The organism is Collinsella aerofaciens (assembly GCF_015558785.1).
GTDB lineage: Bacteria > Actinomycetota > Coriobacteriia > Coriobacteriales > Coriobacteriaceae > Collinsella > Collinsella aerofaciens_P.
The window spans coordinates 64,602-82,946 of sequence record NZ_JADMOP010000001.1; the positions used below are offsets into that span (position 1 = coordinate 64,602).

The following is an 18,345-nucleotide window of genomic DNA, read 5'->3' on the forward strand; positions in this document are numbered from 1 at the left end:
TCGCAGAACCGAGCGAAAGGACGTGCAGATGAACGAAAACGAACTGACCGGTCTGCTCGAGTCTTTAAGGCGCATGGGCTCGGACGATCTTAACGTCGAGGTCAAGGAGAGCGCCACGACGCTTTCCCGCGACGTATGGGAAACGGTCAGCGCTTTCGCAAACACCGCCGGCGGCATCATCGTACTCGGAGTGAGCGAGCGCGCGGGTTTTGTCCCAGTTGCAAACTTTGAGACCGAGAAAGTGCTCAACCAATTCGTGGCGGGCATGGGTGATGCCGGCGGTCGCGGAAAGCTGGCCAATCCGCCCAAATACACCATTGAGCGCGTGGAGCTCCAGGGCACCGTGGTTCTGGTCATCACGATTGAGGAGCTCGACCCGTCGAGCAAGCCTTGCTATGTCATAGAGCGGGGCGCTCAAGGTGGCAGCTACAAACGCATCGATGACAAAGATGTCCCGCTTTCGTCGACCGAGGTGCTCGCATTGGCGTCATACGGTCGAGCGACTCCGAGTGATCGCGACGCGGTGGCGGGCGCGGGCGCGGACGATCTCGACGAGATGCTGGTCGACCGTACGATAGATCGGGCTTTCTCGTTGACGCCCCGGGCAATGCGCGGCGCGCCGGACAAACAAACGAAGCTGGAGCGCCTAAATTTCCTTGATTCCCAGGGCAATGTCACCAAGGCTGGACTCCTAGTTGCGGGCACCTACCCTCAGCAGTTTTATCCCAAGCTCTTTATCGACATGGCTGTCTATGCGGGGACCCGGAAAGGCACGGCGGGGTCGCTGAGGTTCATGGACCGCACAATCTGTGAGGGAACGTTGGGCGAGATGATCTCGGATGCTGTCGCGGCCGTCGCCAAGAATTTGCGGCGAACCTCGACCGTCCAAGGCGTCTCGCGTGTCGACTCGCTGGAGATTCCCGAGGAGGTTCTGCGCGAGGCAATCGCCAACGCCGTAATCCATCGAGAATACGGGGATCGGTTCTGTGGACAATCGATTGCCGTCGACGTCTTTGACGATCGTGTCGAGGTGACGAATCCTGGCGGCCTTTACGGGGGAAAGACTCGCGAGAACTTGTTTGACGGCAGCTCCCGATGCCGTAACGCGACGCTCGTGAAACTCATGTCGATTGTCCCGCTGCCGGATGGCGCAGGTTCGCCGGCTGAGGGCAATGGCTCGGGCATCCCGATGATGATCGATGCCATGCGCGCGCATGGTCTGGCCGAGCCCCTGTTCTGCCCGGGGTTCGATCGGTTCAAGGTCGTACTTTACCGTTCAAAGATCGAGCCGGTCGATCATGGCGGGGGCTTAATTGTGACGGCACTCAAACACTACGGCGAGCTGGGGACGCGTGAGCTGGCAGAACGTACGGGGCTTACGATTTCCCAGGTTAGGTCGCGCGTCAACGCGCTCATTGCTCAAGGCGAGCTTGAGCCCACGGCGCCGGCGACGAGCCGCAACCGCAAGTATCGACTGTCAGAGCGCGTGGAATAAATGCGTTAGTGGACGAGGCGACCCAATAATCGACCCTCGATTGGCGCCCACTAAGGCAAAGCGGTTGTTGCCCAGTCGACAGTGATGCTAAAGACTCGGCTTACGCCGGCATGGCCCCAAACCCGTCCATCAAGAACAGCCTAAGAACCAGCTTGATGACATATCCCGGTTTGACTTCAGCCGCGTCAAAGACGTGGCGCTCGGCGAGTTCGCTGCAGTATGCATAGATGTCGCGGATAAGGTCCGCGCCCGAAAGCGTAAACATGTAGCCTGCGTCCGAAAGTGCATTGGGCGCGGCGGGCAACTTGGCCATGTGGCAGAACGTTTGCAGGTCGGGCGCCATAACATTCTGGTAGTCGAGGTGGCCGTTGGCATCCTGTTCGGCAAGCTCCAATTGGCGCACAAAATCCAGCGCCGCTGCTAACACAAAGCTCGGTGTAGGCGCATTGACGTCCTGAGTGGTCGCCACAAGCCTGCCCGCCGCCTGCGTGACAAGCCAAGCGACCTCGCGCTGGCAGCGCACGGCCTTGCGCGTAACCGGCTTGATGGACGAAGAAGAAACGCTCCCCTTAGGCGGATTCGAAGCAGCCATAAGACCCTCCCATGAACAATCCGGTCCAACAAGCCCGGATGAAACACGTGCTACATCAGTATACAGGGGAGTGGGGTAGCGGGGTACGAGCGCGCCAGCGGCAAACCGAGAGCATCAACGATGTGCCGATCGCGGAATGAGATCTCGTAATAATTGACTCTCGGTCATATTATTGAGGGGCATGACTCGCGTTCGTATGGTTGTAGGTGCTGGCGATGAACGACATTGACCTTGCTGTTCCGTTGATGGATGGACCAAGCTATGACCGTGCCTGCAGTCTCGTGCCTTCTGAATACGTTGAGGCATGGGAGTGGTTTCTGGGTGAGGAGCAGCGCGGCGGCGTTTGGACCAGCCTTCCGCACCACACCAAGGAAGATAGCCCTCAGTATCAGTATCGTTTGAGAATTGGCTCGGACTTCTTTCCCGTAACGCGGGATTCAGGGATCTTCTGGCCGGGCCAGGATCGGGTGAAGCAAGATCCCAATAAGATCTTTGCGCTCTCGGTCCATAACTCTAAAAAGAGCTTCTACACCGATGTGCCTCCGCTCTATTTGGACGATGGTACGTGGGTCATTAAGTACTCGGTTCAAGCGCCGGGTACCGTTGGTTTTCGAGACCAGAATTACAACCGTAAAATGCTCAACTGCATGGAATGCGGCGTTCCAGTCGGAGTCATATTTGCAACCGAGGTGGGCTATAAGGTGCTCGGCCTTGCGTTTGTTGAGCGGTTCGAGCCCGAAAACGGATGGTTTGTTCTGCACGGTCCTGTTCATAAAGGCGGGCCGGACCCTCGTTTTGCGCCCGACATGAGTTATCTGAAGCGCATGCCCGTCGATATTGAGTTTGCCGGACAGGGTGCGACCGACGACGAAAAGGTCCGCTATGCGTTAAGGCGCGAGCGATTGGGGCAACAATGGTTCCGCAAGCAGCTCGTTGCCGCCTATGACGGCCGTTGCGCGGTGTCGGACTGTGGCGTCAGCGAAGCTCTGGAGGCTGCGCATATCGAGAATTACTCGGGACCCAAATCGCAGGTTGCCAGCAACGGCATTCTGCTTCGGCGCGACCTTCATTCCCTATTTGATGCTCACCTGATTTCGTTTGAGCCTGTTTGCGGCGAATATCGGCTGTGCGGATCGTACCTGCTGGATAAGACCGACTACGCTTCCTTTGCGGGTGCGACGCTAAGGCAGCCGAATGAGCGTCAGTGGCGACCCAATACGGTGTTTCTTGAGGCCCATCGCATTGAGTTCGATCGCTCGGAAAAGAAGCGTGAAAAGGCGGGGCTTCTGCCGTATTAGCGTATTTGGTTTTGGCATTCTTTGACGATCGTGTTGTTTGATCGGATCGCGTGGCGATGCAATCTCGCGCACGCCCGCCGGTGCATGCTCTTTCTGATTTGTATAGCGAGAGGGGAGCGTGTATGAGCTGGCGAGGCGATATTGCAATGGGGAAGTACGGAAAACTGCCGTGTGCCCTTATAGACAACAATATGTTTCCGAGCGTAGAGGTTGATTGCGGGTCGTTTGTCGTCGCCTGTCCTTGCTGCGGCTCGCAAATACCGTGTCTCGACATTCGGTTCATCGATGCGCGCGACAGGCTCAGCGACGAAGTGAGAAAACGGACAGGCGTTCATATGCCGGTGTATCCGGAGAAATGCCCTGTTTGTGGCCTCGATATCGTGTATGACGCCGGCGACGAGGGATAGGTGATGCGGAGGAGCTGGCTGTGAAGGCCTCTTCGTCTCTACAAATAAATCCCCTCACCGAGCTGCTTGTGGAACTCGGCGTGATGGTCGCGTGCCCAGGTAAAGAGCGCCTGGTCAAAGTCAGTGCGCGTGGCCGGGACGCCAAAGACGCCGGCAACTTCGACGCGCACAAACTCCAGTGCCGGCAGCTTGTTGATGGCAGTGAGGGCAAACGGGGACGAGGGCTCCTCGAACAGATAGCGGCTGCCTTGCAGCGCGTCGCAACTGGTGCACGTGTTGCCGAGCGACGGGGCTTTGGAGGTTCGCGCGCCTACGGGCTTGTAGCCGCAGCGCTTATGAAGGTAGTCGCGGATCTCGCCCGGCACACAGCCAAGAGCGGGCACGATGGCGAGCGCGTTGGCGTTGGCCGTGTCGATGGCAATGTGCCCGGCTTCGTTGGGTGCGTGCGCGATGGCGATGCTCTCGTCGTTATCGGTTCGATAGGGAATGCCGAAGGCCGCGACCGAGGTCTCTTTGTGACACTTCCAGCATTCGCGCTTGCCCAGTACTAGATATATATACGGCGCTGAGGGGTCGGATCGGTCAACACCGGGCAGCCATTCGGCAAAGGGCTCGGGGTTGACGCCGCTGGGTACATACCAGATCTTCTTGGTCCGGTCCCATTTGGCGCCCAGCGCCTTGGCTTCTTCTTTGTGCGAAAAGGGGACATCGAGCTCGGTGCGCATGGCGGCTCCTTGGTGCTGCAGGTGCAAGTGGCTCAAGGATACCGCAGGGTGTGGACGTTGTGGCGTTTTGCCGAGAAGCTGCGGCTCGGATGGGTTCGAGACGCGTTGGTCTCGGCCTCGGTGGCTATTGAGCGGTTGGAACAGCTTGCGGCGCAGTTTTGTGCCTGGCTATTGTTGCTGTTGGGGTATTGAATTTGTTTGGCAGCCATTCGTCAGGTGAATTGATGTTACGTTGCGATGACGGTTGGAGCTGCCAGCGGATTTGGCGACATAAAACAAAACAGCCCAGAGGACATAGCCTCTGGGCTGTGAACATTTGGTGGGCGTTAGAAGATTTGAACTTCTGACCTCTTCCGTGTCAGGGAAGCGCTCTCCCCCTGAGCTAAACGCCCGATCAAGGGTGCGCAAGCGCGCAAGGGATAATATAACGGAGCCTGAACTCGGTGGCAAGAACATTTTTAAAAATCGCTTACATTGTGGAATTCGGGGGCTTTGTCATATCCATTTCAAAAGAGCCTGCTGCCGCGATTTGGCTGTCGCATAATGCAAGCCCATTGTGGTATCGAGCTATGGAAAGACGTCTGCGGAATTGTCCTACCGATAAACGGACAAGCCTCCAGCTGGTGCCTTTGCCGTGGTAAGGTAAGCCGAATTGCTTCCAGACTGTTTCGGGGGAGTGGAATGAGCAAAGAGTGTGTCGAGCAGGTCGAAGGCGCAGGGGCTTCGGTGCCGATGACCGATATATCGAACATTGATGTGCCCGAGGGCACCGACGAGCTCAGCCGCAGCACCCGTCGCGCCTGGCGCGACCGTCTCAACGACGCCCAGACGCGCAAGATGATCACGGGTGTTTTAGCCACGCTGGTGGGCGGTTCGTTTTGGGGTTTCTCGGGTACCAGCGCGAGTTTTTTGTTCGATACCTACCATGTCGATACGCTGTGGCTTATGAGCATACGGCAGATTCTCGCCGGCCTGCTCTTTATGACTGTGGTTGTTACGCGCGACCGCGCACGCCTGGTCAAGCTTTGGACGACGCCCGCTGATCGCAAACAGCTGCTGTTCTTTACCGCCTTTGGCCTGCTCTTTAACCAGTTTTGTTATCTTTCGGCCGTGCGCCTGACCAATGCCGGAACTGCGACGGTGCTCCAGTGCCTGCAACTGGTCATCATTATGGGCTACACCTGCGTGGTCGACCATCGCATGCCTCGCGTGCGTGAGGCCGTTGGCATTGGGTTGGCCCTGGGCGGCACCTTTTTAATCGCTACCGGCGGCGACCCGACCAGTCTGAGCATATCGCCGCCTGGCCTGGTCGCAGGCCTTATGTGTGCGGTCAGCGCCACCTGCATGGCGGTGATTCCCGCCAAGATTCTGCCCGAATACGGCAGCCCTATTGTTACGGGCTCGGCTATGCTCACGGCGGGTGTCGTTTCGAGTGTCTTTGTGCAGCCGTGGGCTCATATGCCGGCCCTCGATGCTGCCGGCGTCGAAGCGCTCGCGGTGTTTGTGATCGTGGGCTCTTTCCTGGCGTATATGCTCTATATGGAGGGCGTCAAGGATATTGGCTCCGTACGCGCGAGTCTCATCGGAACTGTGGAGCCGGTCTCGGCAACCATCACCAGCGCCGTTATGCTGGGCACGGTGTTTTTGCCGACCGACTTAATTGGCTTTGCCATGATCATCGTGATGATGTTCCTGACGGTATAGCTCACGCCGCTTCCAAGACGGACACGGTGTTGCACCACAATTCCGCGAATTGGTGCCTGCATCTGGAGTTTAACTGACGATGCCAAATATGCCATAAACTAATAGCGTTATTGACTTTTAGTATTGCGAGGACTCCTCTATGGCTGGTAACCACTTTAAGAACGGCGACGGCGAGCGCTCTGCAGTTCCGCCGCGTTCAAATGGGGCTGGAAACGCTGGCGTACCGAGTGGATCCAGCCAAAACGGTGCTGGCAACCGTACGTCTCCGGGCGAAACGGCGATGTTTGCCGCTCTGTACGAACAGTCTCAAAAGGCAAAACAGGCTGGTCGCGTAGGCAGGCAGGCATTTCCGGGCGGGGCGGGCTCTGCGGCTTCGTCGGCCGGGGTCCGTCCGGCGCCAACGGGCGGTGCGAATGTTGCCGGTCCCACTGGCCCCGCTAACAACGCAAATCGCGCCCACAACGCCAGCCCCATCAACTCTGCCAATCCCGCCAATAGTGCTTCTTCTGCTGGAGACGCAGGGCTTACGGGTAACCTAGGCACCATCTATACAGGCGCTTCCGAAACCGGCACGTTTGCCCGTCTTGATGACGACGGTGCCGAGTTTAAGGGTTCGGGCTCTAAAGAAGATTATTACGATTTTGGCTTGAACTACGGCGGCGATTCCTCGACGAGCTCGACCTCGAACGGCCTGGTTCGTCATCGCCATCGCAAAGGCGAGCGCAAGAAGCGCCGCGTTACAGCCGTTGTCGCTGCCATCGTTGTGGTGGTTCTTGTCGCGTTTGGCGTGAGCGGCTTCATGCTGCTTAACTCGGCAAAAACCGTGAAGAGTCAGGCAAAGGAAACTGTCGAGATTGTCGGTGGCCTTAAGGACAAGGTCACGTCGGGCGATTTTTCGACCCTGCCCGACGATGCGAAAAAGATCGACGAGCTCTGCAGCAGCATGAAGAAGGAGACCTCGAGCCCGGTGTGGACGATGGCTTCATTCATCCCAGTGTACGGCAGCGACATTAACGCCGCCCGCACCATGGTCGACGCTCTGTCCGATGTTTCGAGCGGCGCGCTGGTCCCCATGGCCGATAATCTCGCTCAGGCAACGCCCGGCAAGCTGTTCCAGAACGGGACAATCAACGTGTCCGCGCTGCAGGCGGTCGCCGATTCGCTCTCCGATGGCTCAAAGGTGTTCAAGAGCGCCAACAAAAAGGTGCAGAGTATTGGCGATACGCATATCGCCCAGGTGACCGAGCTGGTCGATAAGGCAAAGGACGGCTTTGCCGTCCTGGACGGTGCAGTCGACGCGGCGGAGAAGGTCGCCCCCGTTCTGCCCCAGATGCTCGGCGCCAACGGCCAGACGCGCAACTATCTTGTGTACGCCATGAACAACGTCGAGATCCGTGCTTGCGGCGGTTTTGGTGGTTCGCAAGGTTTGATTTCAGTCACCGATGGCCAGATGTCAATCGGCGACTTTGTTCCCCGCATTGGACTCAGTGAGGACGAGGCGGTCGAGAGCGTCGACGAAGAGGACGAGGCGCTGTTTGGTGACCACAGTAACCTATACAACTCTGGTAACACGTATTCGCCCGATTGGCCCCGCAACTCGCAGCGTGTTGCCGCACTGTGGAAGTCCCAGTATGGGCAGGACGTCGATGGCGTCGTCGGCATCGATCCGGTGTTCTTGCAGTACCTGCTGGGCCTTGTCGGTAATGTCTCGCTGCCCGATGGCACGGTCGTCGACGGTACCAACGCGGCGAAGGTTCTCATGCACGATGTGTATTGGAACTATCCGGTCGAGGAATCGGACGGCATCTTTGCATCTGTTGCCAGCGCCGCCTTCGACAAGATTCTCGGTGGCATCGGTGACGTCGACGTTACGAAGCTTGTCGGTGCATTCGAGCGCGGTGCCGAAGAGGGCCGTCTGATTGCTTGGATGAGAAACGATGATGAGCAGAATGCCATCAAGGAGATGGGCATTGACGCTTCGCTGCCCGATCCGGATGACCCGAGTGCCGATCCCGTTGCCGGCGTTTACTTTAACAACCTGAGCTTCTCCAAGCTCGACTGGTACCTGAACGCCGACACGCAGATTGGCCAGGGCGTGAAGAACGGCGATGGCACGTACTCCTATCGCATCACCGTTACCCTGAAGAACATCATGACGCAGGAGGAGGCTGGCAAGCTGCCCGACTACGTTGCGGCGAGCGCACGCGATGCCGCACGTGACGACGAACGTCTGAATGTCTCGCTGTTTGCCCCGACGGGTGGCAGCATCAGTGACCTTACGGTTGAGGGGACCCAGTTTGGGCTAGGTGCCGCAACTTGGCATGGAATTCCCTTCTATTCGGGAACCGTTGACCTGCATGCGGGCGAGACGACAACGATCACGTATACGTTGACCACGTCGGCTGAGGCGGGGGACAAGCCGCTTGCGCTGCGTCAGACTCCTACGTGCCAGGCAGCTCGCGACAGCGCTTCGGCGTAGGGTTTTTCTGGTAGCCCAGATAATCGAGTACCATTTTGGGGCGGACAGGCAATCTGTTCGCCCCTGTTTTGTAAGGAGAGTACATGAAGTACTTTGGCACCGATGGCTTTCGCGGCGAGGCCAACGTTGGGCTGACGGTAGAGCACGCTTATAAGATCGGCCGCTTTGTGGGTTGGTATTACGGTGCCAACCGCGGGGCCAAGGCGCGCGTAATCGTGGGCAAGGACACGCGCCGCTCGAGCTATATGTTCGAGGCGGCGCTGGTGAGCGGTCTGGTCGCGAGCGGCGCAGACGCCTATATGCTGCACGTGATTCCCACGCCGGGCGTGGCACATCAGACCGTCGAGGGCTGCTTCGATTGCGGCATCATGATCAGTGCGAGCCACAATCCGTTTTGCGATAACGGCATTAAGCTCGTCAACAGCGACGGCTTTAAGATGGATGAGGACGTGCTGGAACTCATCGAGGACTATATCGATGGCAAGAGCGAGGTGCCGCTGGCCACGGGTAACCACATTGGTGCCACAGTGGACTACATGCAGGGTCGCAACCGCTATATTGCCTCGCTCATTGCAAGCGCGAACTTTTCGCTGCAGGGCGTCAAGATCGGTCTCGACTGTGCCAACGGCTCGGCTTCCTCGGTTGCCAAGCCGGTGTTCGATGCGCTGGGCGCCGATGTGCGTGTAATCAATGCCGCGCCCGATGGCTTTAACATTAACGTCGACTGCGGCTCCACGCATATGGAGCGCCTGCAGCGCCACGTGGTGGAGCAGGGCCTGGACGTGGGCTTTGCCTATGACGGCGATGCTGACCGCTGCCTGGCGGTGGATGAACGCGGCCGCGTGGTCGACGGCGACCAGATTCTGTACGTGTGCGGCGTGTATCTGAACAAGCACGGGCGTCTCTCGGGCGGTACCGTGGTGCCGACGATTGCCAGCAACTTTGGCCTGATCAAGTCACTGGAGCTTGCCGGCCTGAGCGCCGTGACCAGCGGCGTGGGCGACCGTCACGTGTATGCCAAGATGCGCGAGGGCGGCTACAGCCTGGGCGGCGAGCAGACGGGCCATACGATCTTTGGCGATATCGAGCGCACGGGCGACGGCATTATGACCTCGCTGCGCGTGATGGAAGTGATTCGTGCCGAGCGCGAGACGCTCTCGCAGCTTACGGCTCCGTGCAAGCTGCTGCCGCAGGCGCAGATTGCCGTGCGCGTGGCGGACAAGGACGCCGCGCTCGAGAACATGGGCGTGCAGAACGCCATCGCCGAGGCCGAGGCGTCGCTGGCGGATGAGGGCCGCGTGCTCGTGCGCAAGAGCGGAACCGAGTCGGTGATTCGTGTGCTGGCTGAGGCTCCGGACCAATCGGCCGCCGACGCCGCCATGAAGCGCATCGCCGCCGCACTGGAAGCTCTGTAGTTACGCGGTTTTACCAAACCGCGTAACTGCTCGACGTTGCCAAGACGTCGGCGTCAACCTAGTTGGCGTTCAAAGAGTAGTCATTGGGGACGTTCTTAAACGACTAGTCATCGGGGACACTCTTCGTCATCCGTGCTTCTGGCTGGCAAAGAGTGTCCCAAACGACTGGTCATTAAAGAACGTCCCCAACGACTAGGTGGAAAAAGGGGCGCCGCGGATAGATCCTGCGGCGCCCCTCTTGCGTTGGCGTGTTGCCTAGGCTTTACAGCTCGTAGAGCGTGGTGAACTTGTCCTGCAGGTAGCTGCAGTAGTAGCGGGCGTCGAATGCCATGCCGCAGGCGCCCTTGATGAGCTCCGGCGCGTCCTTGGCGCGGCCCCACTGCCAAATGTGCTCGCCCAGCCAGGCGCGGACGGGTGTCAGGTCGCCGCTCGCGCAGGCGCTGGTAAGGTCGACACCGTCGCGGCACATGGCCGGCACGAACATGGCGTCGTAGGCGCTGCCCAGCGCATAGGTGGGGAAGTAGCCAAACGAGCCGCCGCTCCAGTGCGTATCCTGCAGGCAGCCACGCGTGTCGTCGGGAACCGGAATGCCCAGGTACTCGTCCATAAAGCGATTCCAAAGCGCGGGGATATCCTTGGCTGTAGCCTCACCGGCAAACAGCATGCGCTCAATCTCGTAGCGCACCATAATATGCAGCGGGTAGGTGAGCTCGTCGGCCTCGGTACGGATCAGCGATGGCTGAGCGATGTTCACGGCGTGGTAGAGCGCATCTTCGTCCACGTTACCGTAGACCTCGGGCGCGTGACGGCGCAGCACCTCGAGCAGCGGTCCCATAAAGGCGCGGCTGCGACCCACGGTGTTCTCAAAGAAGCGGCTCTGGCTCTCGTGGATGCCCATGGAGGTGCCACCCTCCAGGCACGTGCGCGCATAGGCGGGGTTCACGCCCAGCTCGTACATGGTGTGACCGGCCTCGTGGATGATGCTGTAGACGTTGGAGATGCAGTCGTCCTCGTAGATGTGCGTGGCGATGCGCGCGTCACCCACGGCAAAGCCCTCGCTAAACGGATGCTCGGTAAAGGCAAGCGTGGTGTCGTCCAGGTCTAGGCCGACGAGCTTCATAAGGTCAAAGCTCATGGCGCGCTGGGCGGCCTCGGGCACGCGGGCATGCAAAAAGTCGGCAGCGGGCTGCTGGCCGCGCTCGCCGATGGCGTGCACGAGCGGCACGACCGTGGCCTTAACCTCCTCGCAAAACGCGTCGAAGCTCTTGGCAGAAAGGCCGCGCTCGTACTGGTCGAGCCAAACGTCGTATGGGTCGCGCTTGGGGTCCATGAGCTCGGCCTGATGCTTAAGCTGGGCGACGATTCTATCCACATAGGGCTCAAAGCTCGCCCAGTCATTGGCCGTCTTGGCCTTGTGCCACACGGCGTCGGCCTCGCAGGTGAGCCTGGTCCAGGCCTCGGCTTCTTCGGTGGGAATGGCGCTTGCCTCGCGCTGGTCGCGGCCGAGCACGCGAATCTCGTCGAGCAGCTGCGGGTCGTCGATCTTGCCGCCTGCAACCGTCTCACGCGCGAGAGAGAGCGCACGAGCTCAACGGACTTTTTGCTGGTCAGGAGCTTGTGATGTTCGCCGGCAAGGGTGCCCATAGCATCGGCGCGGGCCGCGGCGCCGTTGGCGGGGGCAATCGTCGCGCCATCGAACTCGGCAATCTTGAGCAGGTACTCGCGGGTCCACAGTTTGCCTTCGAGCTTGCGGAGCTTCTTGACGGCCTTGCCCGTCTTGGCGCTCTTAGAGGCCTTGGCCACGGCGGCCTTGGCCTTCTTATCGAGTTTCTTTCCCATACCTATATCCTTGATCTCGCAGACCGGACGCCACGGGTGGGCGTGCGGCCAGTTTGCACAGCTACCTGTCTTGTACCCAGTGCGAACAAAACGGAACGCGGCGATATACTCGCAGAATGTGTTATCCTATAGCCCAATGCGTTGACGGAGAGGGTTTTGCCCGCCGCGTCGCCGGCAAGAGAGGGAAGGTCATGGGCTGCAAGCCTTCCTACGGTGGCAAGGGCCAAGCGTTCACTCCCGAGCAGCAACCTCAACGGGCGCGCGGCCAGCGGCAGCGAAGCCCCAGTAGGGAAGCCGTGAGCCTCGCGATAAGGGGCGCAGAGTGGGCACGGCGGGCCAGACATCCGCCGGGTCAAACAAGGTGGTACCGCGGAATTCAACCGTCCTTGGGCAATGCACATGCCCGAGGGCGGTTTTTTGTTACCGAACCGGGCCGCGTTTTCGCAGCGCCAAGCGGCATCGGTCGCCCCGGCAAGCGAATGCGCGAGAGACGAAAGGGAAGACATGAGTCTGATTGATGATCTGGTCAAACTCGAGGAAGAGGCCAAGGAGCTCGTTGCAGGCGCCGACGACGCCGCCAAGCTCGAGGCTGCGCGCGTTGAGCTGCTCGGCCGCAAGGGCCGCATCACCGGCCTGATGCGCATGATGGGCAAGCTCGCCCCCGAGGATCGTCCCGTGATGGGCAAGCGCGCCAACGAGATGCGCCAGCTGATCGAGGGCATGTTCGACGAGCGCACTACCGAGATGAAGGCCGCCGCCCTCAAGCGCGCACTGGAGCACGACGCCGTCGACATCACGCTGCCGGGCATCCGTCCGCAGATCGGTCACCAGCACCTGATCAAGCAGATCATCGAGGAGGCCGAGGACATCTTCTGCGGCATCGGCTACACCGTCGAGTCCGGCCCCATGGTCGACACCTCCTACTACAACTTCACCGCGCTCAACGCCCCCATGGATCACCCGAGCCGCTCGGCCCGCGATACCTTCTACGTGGTCGACAACAACCCCGGCAGCGTCGCGCATCCCGAGGCTCACGCTCACGGCGAGTCCGACGTGCTGCTGCGCACCCAGACCTCGGGCGTGCAGATCCACACCATGGAGTCGCAGAAGCCGCCCATCTACATGATCTGCCCGGGCACTGTCTACCGTCCCGACACGGCCGACGCCTGTCACCTGCCGCAGTTCAACCAGATTGAGGGCCTGGTCGTCGACGAGGGTATCACCTTTGGCGATCTTAAGGGCACGCTTGACTACTTTGTTAAGTGCATGTTTGGCGAGGACCGCAAGACGCGCTACCGCCCGCACTTCTTCCCCTTCACCGAGCCCAGCTGCGAGGTGGACGTGAGCTGCCACGTCTGCGGCGGCAAGGGCTGCAACTTCTGCAAGCACAGCGGCTGGATTGAGATCCTGGGCTGCGGCATGGTCGACCCCAACGTTCTGATCAACTGCGGCATCGACCCCGAGAAGTACACCGGCTTCGCCTTTGGTATTGGCGCCGAGCGCGTCGCGGCACTGCGCTACGACTTGCCTGACCTTAGAACTCTCATGACTGGCGATATGCGCTTCTTGAATCAGTTCTAGGCTGCGGCTTGCCCAAGCACGACACCTCGGCGCTCATTCGTCGCTTGCGTACCAAAGTACGCGGCGCTCCTCTTTCGGGCCGATCTGCCGCACTTGGACAACCCTCGCTTTGTAAGGAATGTTCACAAAGTTGAAGTTTCCACCTGCATCTCTTCGCAGGCTTTCAGTATGAAAGGAGAGCTAGATGCGTGTTTCTTACGACTGGCTCAAGACCATGATCGATATTCCGGAGGATCCCAAGACCCTTTCGGACGAATATATCCGTACCGGCACCGAGGTCGAGGCGATCGACACCGTGGGCGAGTCCTTCGACCACGTGGTGACCGCCAAGGTGCTCACCAAGATCCCGCACCCCGATAGCGACCACATGTATGTGTGCTCGGTCGACGTGGGCGACAAGAATCTCGACGCCGACGGCAATCCCGCTCCGCTGCAGATCGTCTGCGGCGCGCAGAACTTCGAGGCCGGCGACCACATCGTCACGGCCATGATTGGCGCCGTGCTTCCCGGCGACGTCAAGATCAAGAAGAGCAAGCTTCGCGGCGTCGTGTCCATGGGCATGAACTGCTCCGCGCGCGAGCTCGGCCTGGGTGGCGACCACTCCGGCATTATGATCCTGCCCGAGGATACGCCCTGCGGCATGCCGTTTGCCGAGTACGTGGGCTCGAGCGACACCGTGCTCGACTGTGAGATCACGCCCAACCGTCCCGACTGCCTGTCCATGATCGGCATGGCCCGCGAGACCGGCGCCATCTTCGACCGCGATTTCCACGTTGAGCTGCCCGCCATCAAGGTCGAGACCGGCCGCGCGACCGACGACGAGCTTTCCGTCGAGATCGCCGACGAGGGCCTGTGCGACCGCTACGTTGCCCGCATCGTGCGCAACGTCAAGGTCGGCCCGTCGCCAGACTGGATGGTCAAGCGCCTCAACGCCCTAGGCGTGCGCCCGCACAACAACATCGTCGACATCACCAACTACGTGATGATGCTCACCGGTCAGCCGCTGCACGCCTTTGACCTGGACACCTTTGCCGAGCGCGATGGCCACCGTCGTGTGGTGGTTCGTGCCGCCCAGCAGGACGAGAAGTTCACGACGCTCGACGGCGAGGAGCGCGTGCTCGACGCCGGCATGGGCCTCATCACCGACGGCGAGCGCCCCGTGGCGTTGGCCGGCGTTATGGGTGGCATGGATTCCGAGATCGAGGACGATACCGTTGACGTGATGGTCGAGAGCGCCTGCTTCAACGCCGGCCGCACCTCGCACACCAGCCGCGACCTTTCGCTGATCTCCGACGCCTCCATTCGCTTTGAGCGCCAGGTTGACGAGACCGGCTGCGTGGATGTTGCCAACGTTACCTGTGCGCTGATTGAGGAGATCGCCGGCGGCGAGGTCGCTCCCGGCTATGTGGACGTGTTCCCCGCGCCCAAGACCATCGACAGCATCAAGCTGCGCCTGGCCCGCGTGCACGCCATCTGCGGTGCCGACATCGAGTCCGACTTTATCGAGCGCTCGCTCACCCGCCTGGGCTGCACCGTCGAGCGCGACGGCGAGGACTTTATGGTCACGCCGCCGAGCTTCCGTCCCGACCTGCCGCGTGAGATCGACCTGATCGAGGAGGTCTTGCGCTTATGGGGCATGGGCCGCGTGACGGCGACCATTCCGGCTGCCAAGAACCACATCGGCGGTCTGACCCGCGAGCAGAAGCTCACTCGTAAGGTCGGCGAGATCCTGCGCGCCTGCGGCCTCAACGAGACCACGACTTTTGGCTTTGCCGCCCCGGGCGACCTGGAGAAGATCGGTATGTCCACCGAGGGTCGCGGTTGCCCCGTGGTGCTCATGAACCCGCTGGTAGCCGAGCAGACCGAGATGCGCCGCTCGCTGTTGCCAGGCCTGTTGCAGTCTGTGGCCTACAACGAGGCCCACGGCACGCCCAACGTGCATCTGTACGAGGTCGGCAGCTTGTTCCACGGTCGCGAGAACGCCAGCCTGCCCAAGGAGACCAAGTCCGTGGCGGGCGTGCTCTCGGGCCAGTGGAGCGAGCGGTCCTGGAACATGAAGTACCGTAAGCTGCGCTTCTTCTTTGGCAAGGGCATTGTCGAGGAGCTGCTTGCTCAGCTGCGCATCGAGAAGGTTCGCTTCCGTCCCGTCGAGGGCGAGGGCTATGCCTTCCTGCAGCCGGGTCGTGCGGCTGAGGTTCTGTCCGGCGGCACCGTGCTGGGCTGGGTTGGCGAGATCCACCCCAAGGCGCGCGAGGCCATGGGCATCGACGAGGTCGTCGTTGCCTTTGAGCTCGACTTGGACAAGCTGATCAAGGGCGCCCGCAACCAGGAGAACTACCGCGAGTTCTCGCAGTACCCGGCCGTTGAGCACGACCTTGCTATCGTGGTCGACAACACTGTGACCTGCGAGGATCTTGAGCGCCGTATTACCAGCGCCGGAGGCAAGCTGCTCGAGGGCGTGCGCCTGTTCGACGTCTACCGCGATCCCGTCCGTATCGGTGCGGGCAAGAAGTCCATGGCCTTTGCGCTTACGTATCGCTCCGACGACCACACGCTCACCAGCGAAGAGGTCGAAAAAGCGCACCAGAAGATCGTCACCAAGGTGTGCAAGGGCGTAAACGGCGAGGTCCGCGGCTAGGTCCTGCGCTGGGGTATGGGTCAGCGGTGGCTGCTGCCGAGTCCTACGTGACTGCTGTGCCCGGTATAAGGCACCGTTGAGCCTGCATATATGACACGCGCATTACATAACGGCGTGCTGCTTTGTCGGCAGTGCGCCGTTTTGCTATGATAGCCCGCGGCGTGTTACGAATCTGACATTACGTAACACTGGAAAGGTGATTCAAGCGGCGTTGCAATTCCGTGCGCCGATAACCGGGAGGCGTACATGCACATTCCAGATAATTATCTGTCCCCGCAGACCGATGCCGTTATGGCGGTGGCGATGGTGCCCGTTTGGATCCACTGCATCAAGAAGGTGCGCGCCACGCTCGATCGCGAGCACATGGCGTTCCTGGGCATCTGCGCCGCGTTCTCCTTCCTGCTCATGATGTTCAACGTGCCGCTGCCTGGCGGCACCACAGGCCACGCCGTTGGTGGCGCACTCATCGCGCTGCTGCTGGGCCCCGAGGCCGCGGCTATCGCGGTTTCGGTCGCGCTGGCGCTGCAAGCGCTGCTGTTTGGCGACGGCGGCATCCTGTCCTTTGGCGCTAACTGCTTTAACATGACCTTCGTGTTGCCGTTTGCCGCAGCCATCGTGTTCCGCGCGCTTAACAGCCGTTTGCACGACAAGAGCTGGGGCACCTCGGTTTCGGCCATCGTAAGCGGCTGGGTCGGCCTGTGCCTGGCGGCCCTGTGCGCAGCAATCGAGTTTGGTATTCAGCCGATGCTTTTCACGAATGCTTCGGGCGCTCCGCTGTACTGCCCCTTCCCGCTGTCCATTGCCATTCCGGCCATGATGATCCCGCATATGTTGGTAGCCGGCGTGGTCGAGGGCGTGGCGACTGCCGCGATCTACGGCTTTATCAAGAAGACGGCGCCGAGCGTTATCGTCGGCCCCGAGGCCGCCGATGGACAGCTTGCTGCCGAGGGCGCTGCTGCCAAGAAGACCTCGCTGGTCCCCACGCTCATCTTGGTTGCCGTGCTTGTCGTGGCCACGCCGCTGGGCCTGCTGGCCACGGGTGACGCCTGGGGTGAGTGGGACGCCGAGGGCGCCGCGACCGCCGTTCAGGAGGTTGGCGACGACAGCCTGCAGGCTTCGGTCGGTCTCGACACCCCGACCTTTGCCGATGCGCTGCCTACGGGTGATTACCTGCAGGCCTATTCCGAGGAGCAGGGTCTCGGCTTTGCCGGTCAGGCTGCCATGTATATCCTGTCCGGCGTGATTGGCGTGGCGGTGCTCACCATCGCATTCCGTCTGATCTCGCTGACGGTCAAGGAAAGCGGTGCTCATGGCGATGGTCGAGCTGCCTAGCTGGCTTGCGGTCGAGCAGCGTTACGAGCCCACGGGCGCTCGTCATCGCGTGATGCAAAAGAACGTCCTGCACCTGGCGAGCCTGCTTGAGCGGGTTCGCCTGGGCGGGGGCGCGCACGAGGGCGGGTCGATGGTCGACCGCGCCCTTTCTTGCGTTTCGGCTCCGGTGCGCCTGGTGGGGATGTTCTTTTGCGTCCTGTGCGTGTGTCTGACGCAGAGCCCGCTGTACATCATGTTGATGGCGGCTATCGCGCTGGTGCTCGTTGCCGTGCGCCCTGTACGCGGGCTGCGCGCGACCTTTGTGCCGGCGTTGGCTGCCGCGGGGTTTGCCGTGGTTCTGGCACTGCCTGCCCTGCTGCTGGGCGCTTCTGCCGCGGGTGCCATGCTCAAAATTGCGCTTAAGACGTTCATTAACGTGTCGCTCGTGCTGGGTGTTTCGTGGACCCTCACGTGGAGCCGCATGTCGGCGGCGCTCAAGATGCTGCATCTACCCGACGAAGTTATCTTTACGTTTGATATGGCGCTCAAGCACATCGAGGTGCTGGGTCGTACGGCGCACGATCTGTGCGAATCGGTCATGCTGCGCAGCGTTGGCCGTGCGCCCGAGGGATTTTCGCGTACCGATTCGATCGCGGGTATCATGGGCATGACCTTTATCAAGGCGATGAAATGCAGCCGCGCGATGGACGAGGCTATGCTTTGCCGCGGCTTTGCCGGTGCGTATCCGGCTCCCGCGCGCGTCAGGTTTGGCTGGCGCGATGCGGCCTATGCGGCCGGCGTGGCGCTGCTGACAGTGTTGTGCGCCGTGCTGTAGGCGCTGCTGGTTCCGACTGGGGATGC

At 60.7% G+C, this 18,345-nt stretch carries 13 protein-coding genes and 1 tRNA gene; 10 read left to right on the forward strand and 4 right to left on the reverse strand.

Translation table 11 applies throughout. From position 1 onward, the window contains the following. The first annotated feature begins 28 nt into the window (after positions 1–28). Positions 29–1,495, forward strand: coding sequence for an ATP-binding protein (locus tag I2G40_RS00260; protein ID WP_195543793.1), 1,467 nt, complete (start codon positions 29–31; stop codon positions 1,493–1,495). 100 nt (positions 1,496–1,595) lie between these two features. On the opposite strand, the gene I2G40_RS00265 is transcribed toward I2G40_RS00260, so the two are convergent. Continuing rightward, complete coding sequence (locus I2G40_RS00265) at positions 1,596–2,087, reverse strand: hypothetical protein (RefSeq protein ID WP_195543794.1); 492 nt, start codon at positions 2,085–2,087, stop codon at positions 1,596–1,598. 215 nt (positions 2,088–2,302) lie between these two features. Between I2G40_RS00265 and I2G40_RS00270 the strand changes: the two genes are divergently transcribed. Next, positions 2,303–3,385, forward strand: a complete 1,083-nt coding sequence (locus I2G40_RS00270; protein WP_195543795.1) for an HNH endonuclease — start codon at positions 2,303–2,305, stop codon at positions 3,383–3,385. Positions 3,386–3,830: 445 nt separating this feature from the next. Here the strand turns inward: I2G40_RS00270 and I2G40_RS00275 are convergent, their stop codons facing one another. Further along, on the reverse strand, positions 3,831–4,517 hold the full coding sequence (locus I2G40_RS00275) for a DUF5710 domain-containing protein (RefSeq protein WP_195543796.1): 687 nt from the start codon (positions 4,515–4,517) through the stop codon (positions 3,831–3,833). Between the two features lie 317 nt (positions 4,518–4,834). Continuing rightward, positions 4,835–4,909: transfer RNA gene (locus I2G40_RS00280), tRNA-Val, on the reverse strand. Between the two features lie 289 nt (positions 4,910–5,198). On the opposite strand from I2G40_RS00280, the gene I2G40_RS00285 reads away from it, so the two are divergent. From I2G40_RS00285 to glmM, 3 genes are all read left to right on the forward strand, one after another. Beyond that, positions 5,199–6,221, forward strand: coding sequence for a DMT family transporter (locus I2G40_RS00285; RefSeq protein ID WP_195543797.1), 1,023 nt, complete (start codon positions 5,199–5,201; stop codon positions 6,219–6,221). Positions 6,222–6,360: 139 nt separating this feature from the next. Continuing rightward, on the forward strand, positions 6,361–8,700 hold the full coding sequence (locus tag I2G40_RS00290) for a DUF4012 domain-containing protein (protein ID WP_195543798.1): 2,340 nt from the start codon (positions 6,361–6,363) through the stop codon (positions 8,698–8,700). A gap of 83 nt (positions 8,701–8,783) precedes the next feature. Continuing rightward, positions 8,784–10,115: a phosphoglucosamine mutase gene (gene glmM / locus I2G40_RS00295; RefSeq protein ID WP_195543799.1), complete on the forward strand. Its 1,332-nt coding sequence runs from the start codon at positions 8,784–8,786 to the stop codon at positions 10,113–10,115. Positions 10,116–10,377: 262 nt separating this feature from the next. On the opposite strand, the gene I2G40_RS00300 is transcribed toward glmM, so the two are convergent. Further along, positions 10,378–11,625: a carboxypeptidase M32 gene (locus I2G40_RS00300; RefSeq protein ID WP_324252541.1), complete on the reverse strand. Its 1,248-nt coding sequence runs from the start codon at positions 11,623–11,625 to the stop codon at positions 10,378–10,380. Between the two features lie 110 nt (positions 11,626–11,735). Here I2G40_RS00300 and I2G40_RS09520 point away from each other — a divergent pair, with 110 nt between their 5' ends. The 5 genes from I2G40_RS09520 to I2G40_RS00320 all read left to right on the forward strand — a co-directional run bounded on the left by I2G40_RS09520 (position 11,736) and on the right by I2G40_RS00320 (position 18,319). Continuing rightward, on the forward strand, positions 11,736–12,086 hold the full coding sequence (locus I2G40_RS09520) for a hypothetical protein (RefSeq protein ID WP_229090554.1): 351 nt from the start codon (positions 11,736–11,738) through the stop codon (positions 12,084–12,086). A gap of 372 nt (positions 12,087–12,458) precedes the next feature. Next, positions 12,459–13,535 carry a phenylalanine--tRNA ligase subunit alpha gene (gene pheS / locus I2G40_RS00305; protein WP_195543800.1) on the forward strand — a complete coding sequence of 359 codons (1,077 nt, stop codon included), beginning with the start codon at positions 12,459–12,461 and terminating at the stop codon, positions 13,533–13,535. Between the two features lie 184 nt (positions 13,536–13,719). Next, positions 13,720–16,173: a phenylalanine--tRNA ligase subunit beta gene (gene pheT / locus I2G40_RS00310; protein ID WP_195543801.1), complete on the forward strand. Its 2,454-nt coding sequence runs from the start codon at positions 13,720–13,722 to the stop codon at positions 16,171–16,173. Between the two features lie 246 nt (positions 16,174–16,419). Further along, the gene (gene cbiM, locus I2G40_RS00315; RefSeq protein WP_195543802.1) at positions 16,420–17,505 is read left to right on the forward strand and encodes a cobalt transporter CbiM; all 1,086 of its coding nucleotides are present in this window, start codon (positions 16,420–16,422) and stop codon (positions 17,503–17,505) included. After that, the gene (locus I2G40_RS00320; RefSeq protein ID WP_195543803.1) at positions 17,483–18,319 is read left to right on the forward strand and encodes an energy-coupling factor transporter transmembrane component T; all 837 of its coding nucleotides are present in this window, start codon (positions 17,483–17,485) and stop codon (positions 18,317–18,319) included. The genes cbiM and I2G40_RS00320 overlap by 23 nt, the downstream gene beginning before the upstream one ends. Positions 18,320–18,345: the final 26 nt, after the last annotated feature.